Raw genomic sequence first — 7571 nt, 5'->3', positions numbered from 1 at the left:
CCCAGGCACCGCCACTGGCAAGACACAACGATGTGCCTAACGCGACCAGGGCCTTGCGGGCCGCGCGACGATGGATGGCGGTGGGACGGATGACGGGTGATACTTGCCGTTGCTGCTGTTTCGATTGCATGATGACTCCTATGGATGATGCTGGTCGATGTGCCTGACAGCAGGGCGCCGCCGACCGGCGTTGGGTGATCGGGTGGGATCGATGAAGCCGGCTGCAGGCGCATGCGCCGCCCGGCAACACGACTTGTCGATGAAATGCACGTGGACACGATGGTGGGTTCGATCTGCATGGCAGGTGCGTGCAAAACCTTTAACCGCCCTCGGTGCACCTGCCGGGAGCAGGTCGAGGTCGCGATCCGGTCGCTGCCGCGTCCCACGGCCGCCAGCCGCCAGCCGCAAACGATCGCCGCCGTGGCCGTGTGTCAGCCATTTGCGCCTCCTTTCATGGTTGACTCGATGCCTACCGCATGGCGCCATCGCCACGTACCCAGGGCACCAGCTGCCCCGAACTTGCCAGCAACCTCAGGTTGGCGATATAGGCGTCGTACCTGCTCGATACCGCGCTGACCTCGTTGCCGTAGTGTTCGCTTTGCGCGTTGAGCACATCGAGCAGGCTGCGCCTGCCCAGGTGCAGCCATTGCTCGAAGAAGTTGTCGCGTACTTTTTTCAGTTCGACCGACAGGTCGGCATAGGACAGCGCGCGCGCCGCCAGGGAATATGCTTCCTGGTGGGTGCTGCGCACCCGGTATTCGAGATCGACCAGCAACTGGTCGCGGCGCCAGGCCTCGCTGCGCGCGCGCTCGAACGCAGCGCCCGCGGCGGCGTTGATGGAGCCGCCACGGCCCAGCGGCATGTTCAATGCCAATCCCACCTGCCAACCGGGCGGCCTGCCGTAGGCGTCTTTCTGCAATGGCCGGGATACGGTCAGGTTGAGTGCCGGCATGCCCGATGCCTTGATCACCTCGGCCCTCTTCTCGGCGGCACGCGTGTCGGCATTGGCGGCCAGGACCTGCGGGTCCTGCGCTACCTTGGCGATGGCCTGCTCCAGCTCCGGCATCGGCAGTACCCATGGCGCCGACGGCGGCAAGGGAGGTATCGATTCGCCGATCAACTTTTGCATTTCCACCTGCGCCTCGCGTACCCGCGATTGGGCGATCTCGTGCAGCGACCTGGCTTGCAGCAGGCGCGCCCGGGCCTGGGTCAGTTCACTGGCGCGGCCACCGTCGACGGCCACGATCTGCGCCAGCATGTCCACCAGTTCGTTCATGCGCGCCACATAGGACTCGGCCAACCCGGCCAGCTCGGTCTGCCGCGTCACGGCCGCGAAGGCGGCGCAGGCGTCGTAGACGATGCTGGCCAGCTTGGCATCATGCCGGTCGCGGGCGGCCTGCAGCCCGAACTCGGCAGCCTCGATCGCACTGCCGGTGCGGCCCCAGTCGAACAGCACGGTGCTGGCCGATAGCGTAGTCACCGGCGCCTTGCTGATCGGTGTGGCGGCGTTGACCGCGGGACTGACCAGGGCCGACTGCACGCCCAGGTCGATCTGTGGCCAGCGGCGGCCACGGGCTTCGTCCAGGTCGTAGCCGGCGGCGTCGATCTGCGCGGCGGATTGGCGCGCCATGGGGCCGTGTTCGATGGCGCGCACCGCAATACGCTCGAACAGGGCACGGATATCGACGCCGGCCTGCTGGCCGTGCGCTGTCGTAGCCGCCAGCGTGGGCGCGCCGGCGGCGAGCGTCACCAGCAGCAGCAAGGTGCGCCAGCCGGATGGGCGTAGCGATCGCGCCAGGATTGGAGATGTCATTTCAGCGCTCCCGGAAGGCTTCTTTGGCCTTGAAGATGGGCTTGAGCAGATAGCCCAGGATGGTCTTGCCGCCGGTGCGGATCTCGACCGTGCCGGTCATCCCGGGGATGATGGGCAGCGACTTGCCGCCGGCCTCGAGCGTGTTGCTGTCGGTCAGCACCAGGACGCGGTAATAGGCTTCCTCGCCACGCGCGGAGCTCTTGCTGTCGTCGCGCAGCGTGTCCGGGCTGATCAGCTGGATGCGTCCCTTGAGGCCGCCGTAGATGGCAAAGTCGTAGGCCGAAAGCTTGATCGTGGCCGGCAGCCCTGGCCGCAGGAAAGCCACGTCGGCCGGCTTGACCTTGGCCTCGACCAGCAATTGCTCTTCCAGCGGCACGATTTCCATGATGTGCTCGCCGGGCTGGATCACGCCGCCGATGGTGTTGATGCGGATGTTCTTGACCACCCCGCGCACCGGTGCCTGCACCTCGGTACGCTGCATCACGTCGGCGCGTCCGGCCAGGTTCTCGCTGGTCTGCGACAGCTCCAGCTCGACCTTGGCCAGCTCGGCGGCGGCGTCGTTCTGGAACCGATGGCGGCGCTCGGCGATCTGCATGCGCAATTCGTTGGCGTGGCGCTGCAACTTGAGCAATTCGATCTGCGACATCAGCCCGCGCTGCGCCAGCGGCTCGGACAATTCGATCTCGCGCCAGGACAATGCGTAGCTGCGTTCGAGCGCTGCCACCGCATCGGCCAGGGCGGCCCGGCGCGCGGCAAAGGCGCTGCGTTCCTGCGCCTCGATGTCCGGATGGGCGTGCACATCCTCGGGAAACACCAATGGGCGCTGGTAGGCCTCGGCCTGCAGCCTGGCCAGCATGGCCTTGAGCGCGGTGGCCTTGACATAGCTTTCGCGATACAGGGCGCTGGCGCGCTTGGGGTCGATCTTCAACAGGATCTGGCCCTTCTCGACGATGTCGCCTTCGTCCACCTTCAGCTCGGCCAGCAAGCCTCCTTCCAGGCTCTGGATCACCTGCTCGCGGCTTTTCAGGATCACCCGCGCGCTGGCTTGGGTGACTTCCTCCACCCGCGCCCAGGCCGCCCAGCACAGGCCGAGGACGACGATGGCGGCAATCAGCAGCAACATGCGCAATGGCGTACCGGAGCGCTGGCCCAGCAGCGCCTGCTGCAGGTCGGCGGCAAATTCGGCATCGGCGGCACTGAGCACCTTCGATCCGGGCCTGGTCTTGGCCGGCGTGCGCCGGCGTGGCATGCGCAGTTTCATGGCTGTACCTCCCCTGCCTGGGCGCGCTGGCGCCCATTGGCCTCCAGCGCCGCCAGTACCTGCTGCTTGGGACCGTCGGCCACCACCCGTCCGGCATCGATGACCACGATGCGGTCGACCAGCGCCAGCAGCGAAGGCCGATGCGTGACCACCACCAGGCCCTGCCCCCGGCTGGCCTGGGCCAGGTGGGCAATGAAATGGGCCTCAGTGCCGGCGTCCATGGCGCTGGTGGGTTCATCCAGCAGCAGCACCCGTGGCTGCATCAGCAGCGCGCGCGCCAATCCCACCAGCTGGCGCTGGCCGACCGACAGGCCCTGCCCCATCTCGCCGACCGGCAGGTGGATGCCGCGCGGATGGGCGCTGATGAGCCGCTCCAGTCCGACCAGCCGCAACACCGCCAGCAGCTCCTGGTCGCTGGCCTGGGGCCGGCCGACCACGATGTTCTGGCGCAAGGTGCCATGGAACAGGCGGCTTTCCTGCCCGACGTAGGCGACGATGCGGCGCCATTCGGCCGGATCGACCTGGGCGCTGTCGATACCGTCGGCCAGCAGGCGACCTTCCAATGGTTGGTACAGCTTGGCCATCACCCGCAACAGCGTCGACTTGCCGCTGCCGATGGTACCCAGGATGGCCACCCGCTCGCCTGCGGCCAGCGACAGGTTGATGTCGGACAGGACCTTGATGGGCTGTTGTGGCGCCGGTGCCGGGTAGCCGAACGCGACCTCTTCCAGGCGCATGGCGCCGGTCAATACATCGGCGGAAAGGTAGGAAGTCAGCGACGACCGCTCGGGCGGGATGGCCATGAAGCGGTTCAGTGTCACCAGTGCCGCCCGGGTCTGCTGCAGCCGCACCGCCAGGCCCACCAGTTGCCCCAGCGGCGCCACGGCGCGACTGGCCAGCATCACCGAGCCGATCAGGCCGCCCAGGGTGAGCTGGCCGTCACCGATCAGGTAGACGCCGACGACGATGATGACCACCGTCTCGAACTGCTGCAGGAAGGTCACGCCATTGACCGCCAGGCTCGAATAGAGCCGCGACTTCAGCGCCGAGGCCGCCGACAGGCCGCTCATGAACTCCCAGCGCTTCTGGGCCGAACCCTCGGCGCCGTTGGCCTTGAGGGTCTCGCGCCCGTCCACCGCCTCGATCAGGAAACCCTGCCTGATGGCGGTTTCGCGCAGGTTTTCGCGCATCGCCCGTGCCAGCGGCCACTGCACGGCCACACTTACCAGGATGATCAGGGGGATGGCCAGCAGCGGGACCCAGCCCAGCGGACCGCCGATGATGAACACCAGGATCACGAACAGCAGCACGAACGGCAGGTCGATGATCACCGACAGGGTCGCGGAGGCGACGAAGTCGCGCACCGATTCGTATTCCCGCAGTTGGCTGGCGAAGGTGCCGGCCGAGGCAGGCTGGTGCTCCATGGGAATGGACATGGCATGGCGGAACAGCAGCGCGCCCACCACCAGGTCGACCTTCTTGCCGGCCTGGTCGAGCAGGTGCGCGCGTACGTGGCGTGCCAGGAATTCCATGCCCATGGCCAGCGACACGCCGATGGCCATCGACCACAAGGTCACCAGTGCCTGGTTCGGCACCACCCGGTCGTAGACATTCATCGTGAAGAAGGTGCTGGCCAGCGCCAGCACGTTGATCACGACGGCACCCAGCGCCGCGCTGAGGTAATAACCGCGATAACGCCACAACGTCTGCAGCAGCCAATGGCGAGCCTCGGCGCCACCCTGCAGCGTAGCGTCCTGGCTGGCGGCGTCGCGGCCGTCGCCGGTCACGCGCGGCTTGACCAGGATCGCATGGCCGCTGTAGAACTCGGCGATGGCGGCGCTATCGAGCAGCACCGGCTGGTCGCCCATCTCGGGCAGGATCACGCCGTAGGTCCGGGCCTCGTCGCCGTCGGCCTGGTGCGACAGCAGCACACACGCACCTCCCTGCTGGCGCAGCAGGATCGCCGGCAACAACAGGCTCGGCAGGGTGTCGACGTCACGCTGCACCAGCGCCGCCGACAGGCCCAATTCGGCCAGCGCCTGCAAGGCGATCGAGGGCAGCATCGGCCCATCCTTGGGCAAGCCGGCGCACAGGCCGGCGGCGCCCCGCTGCACGCCGTGGTGACGGCACAGGTGCAGTACGCTGTCGAGCAAGCTATCGTTACCGCTGGGTGTTGGCGTGACCGGCATCGCACCGTGCATGTCATCGACGTGCGCGGGGTGTGGCGGCAGGGGTGCCGTCAGGTTCATGATGTGTTCTTTCTCAGGTTGGGACGAAGCCTTGACACCGCATCGGTGGAAGTCTCGTCGACATCTTTATAGCCAACCCAAGGCACGCAAAGCGGGAGGTCGCAGGTAAGCCATGCATTTCCCGTCCCAATTCACTTCGGTGCTGATACTTTTAGTAGCGATCGATAGAAAACTAACTATATCGATGCATTAAGGCAACACATCTAAATTTCAATTGACTTCCAAGGCCCGTCTGTAAAGGGCTTTGAGGCCGCCGCTGCCTACAAGTGTTAAGACATCTATAACAGCAACAATACCTTTAATTAATGTTTCGTCATTCGCCAATGCGGAATAAGCAAAATATTCTGGCTGCTTTTTGACGACATTCGCCCATCACGCGGCAACCGTGCCCGGCGCCCCACGCATAGCGGCGAGGCGCTCGTGCGATTAGCTCGAAGCGGTGGCGAAAATTAGCAAGCGTTCAGGGTCGGGATGATGTTATCCATCCGTCAACATTTCCGCGTGACACAGGGGCTCACATGCATGGCGTCGACGCCAGGCGCACGCACGCAGGCAGGCTCGGCCCGCGGCAGGCAGCAGCATGGTGCAAGGCACGGAGGGGATGGTGGCGGCGGAATGACGCGATCCGGACAGTCGGATCGGGCGTGCGACGGCATGCGATGGCATGCAAGTGCCGCAGGGTGCAGGGTGGAAACGGCGCCAATAAACGGATTCGCCAGGAAGGTTGCCCTTGCTGGCGAATTGTCTTGCCTCATCGGCTGGCCTGCCCAGGCCGAGCAGCCTGGAGGTGCAACGACCACATCGGCCCGGGGCTACAGACCGGTATTGCCCATGGAGGCTGCAATACCGGCGATGGCCCGGCGCCGATATCAGCCGCGCTTGTCGACCGGTGTCACGTCCCGACGGGGCGAACCGACGAACAGCTGGCGCGGACGGCCGATCTTCTGTTCCGGATCCGAGATCATTTCGTTCCACTGGGCGATCCAGCCGACGGTACGGGCCATGGCGAAGATGCAGGTGAACATCGAGGTCGGGATGCCCAGCGCGCGCTGTACGATACCGGAGTAGAAGTCGACGTTCGGGTACAGCTTGCGCGAGACGAAGTATTCGTCTTCCAGGGCGATCTTTTCGAGCTCCATGGCCAGCTTGAACAACGGGTCGTCGTGCAGGCCCAGTTCGTTGAGCACTTCGTGGCAGGTCTCGCGCATGAGCTTGGCGCGCGGATCGTAGTTCTTGTAGACGCGGTGACCGAAGCCCATCAGCTTGACGCCCGAATTCTTGTCCTTGACCTGCTTGATGAACTCGGGAATCTTCTCGACCGAACCGATCTGCTCCAGCATCGACAGCGCGGCTTCGTTGGCACCGCCGTGGGCAGGGCCCCACAGGCAGGCGATACCGGCTGCGATACATGCGAACGGATTGGCGCCGGACGAACCCGACAGGCGCACCGTCGAGGTCGAGGCATTCTGCTCGTGGTCTGCGTGCAGGATCAGGATACGGTCCAGCGCGCGCACCAGCACGTCGTTGACCTTGTACTCCTCGCACGGGTTGGCGAACATCATGCGCATGAAGTTGGCGCTGTAGGACAGGTCGTTGCGCGGATACACGAACGGCTGGCCGATGTTGTACTTGTAGGCCATCGCCACCAGTGTCGGCAGCTTGGCGATCATGCGGATCGCCGAGACGTCGCGGTGGACCGGATTGCTGATGTCCAGCGAGTCATGGTAGAACGCCGACAGGGCGCCGACCGAACCGGTCAGCACGGCCATCGGGTGGGCATCGCGACGGAAGCCGCGGAAGAAGAAGTTCATCTGCTCGTGCACCATCGTGTGATTGGTGACGGTCTCGACGAAGGCCGACTTCTGGTCGGCAGTCGGCAGTTCGCCGTGCAGCAGCAGGTAGCAGGTTTCCAGGAAGTCGCAGTTCACGGCCAGCTGTTCGATCGGGTAGCCGCGATACAGCAGCTCGCCCTTGTCGCCGTCGATATAGGTGATCGACGAGTTGCAGGCGGCGGTCGACATGAAGCCGGGGTCATAGGTGAACTTGCCGGTGGCGCCGTACAGTTTGCGGATATCGATCACGTCGGGGCCGATAGTGCCCTTGTAGACAGGAAAATCTACGGATGGAGACCCGTCGGAGAACGACAGGGTAGCTTTGATATCGGTATTGGACATAGCTATTCCTTTTGCTGGGATGGTGAAACCGTTAATCAAAACCGCGACCGCAGTGCCTGGCTTTGCCGCAATTG

The 7571-nt window shown here is 64.9% G+C and carries 4 protein-coding genes; all 4 read right to left on the bottom strand.

Annotation, left to right across the window (positions count from 1 at the left end):
- Positions 1-469: 469 nt before the first annotated feature.
- A complete protein-coding gene (locus PMI40_RS08665) occupies positions 470-1813 on the bottom strand; it encodes a TolC family protein (protein ID WP_008114219.1) in 1344 nt (447 codons plus the stop codon).
- 1 nt (position 1814) lies between these two features.
- Positions 1815-3074, bottom strand: a complete 1260-nt coding sequence (locus PMI40_RS08660) for an HlyD family type I secretion periplasmic adaptor subunit (RefSeq protein ID WP_008114217.1) — start codon at positions 3072-3074, stop codon at positions 1815-1817.
- Positions 3071-5323, bottom strand: a complete 2253-nt coding sequence (locus tag PMI40_RS08655) for a type I secretion system permease/ATPase (RefSeq protein ID WP_008114215.1) — start codon at positions 5321-5323, stop codon at positions 3071-3073. The genes PMI40_RS08660 and PMI40_RS08655 overlap by 4 nt, the downstream gene beginning before the upstream one ends.
- Before the next feature lie 869 nt (positions 5324-6192).
- The gene (gltA, locus tag PMI40_RS08650) at positions 6193-7497 is read right to left on the bottom strand and encodes a citrate synthase (protein ID WP_008114211.1); all 1305 of its coding nucleotides are present in this window, start codon (positions 7495-7497) and stop codon (positions 6193-6195) included.
- Positions 7498-7571 lie beyond the last annotated feature (74 nt).

The sequence above is a fragment of the Herbaspirillum sp. YR522 genome (genome assembly GCF_000282575.1).
In the GTDB taxonomy this organism is placed as follows: domain Bacteria; phylum Pseudomonadota; class Gammaproteobacteria; order Burkholderiales; family Burkholderiaceae_D; genus Herbaspirillum.
The sequence above is the reverse complement of the archived record's forward strand: the minus strand, read 5'-3'. Positions and strand labels throughout refer to the sequence as shown.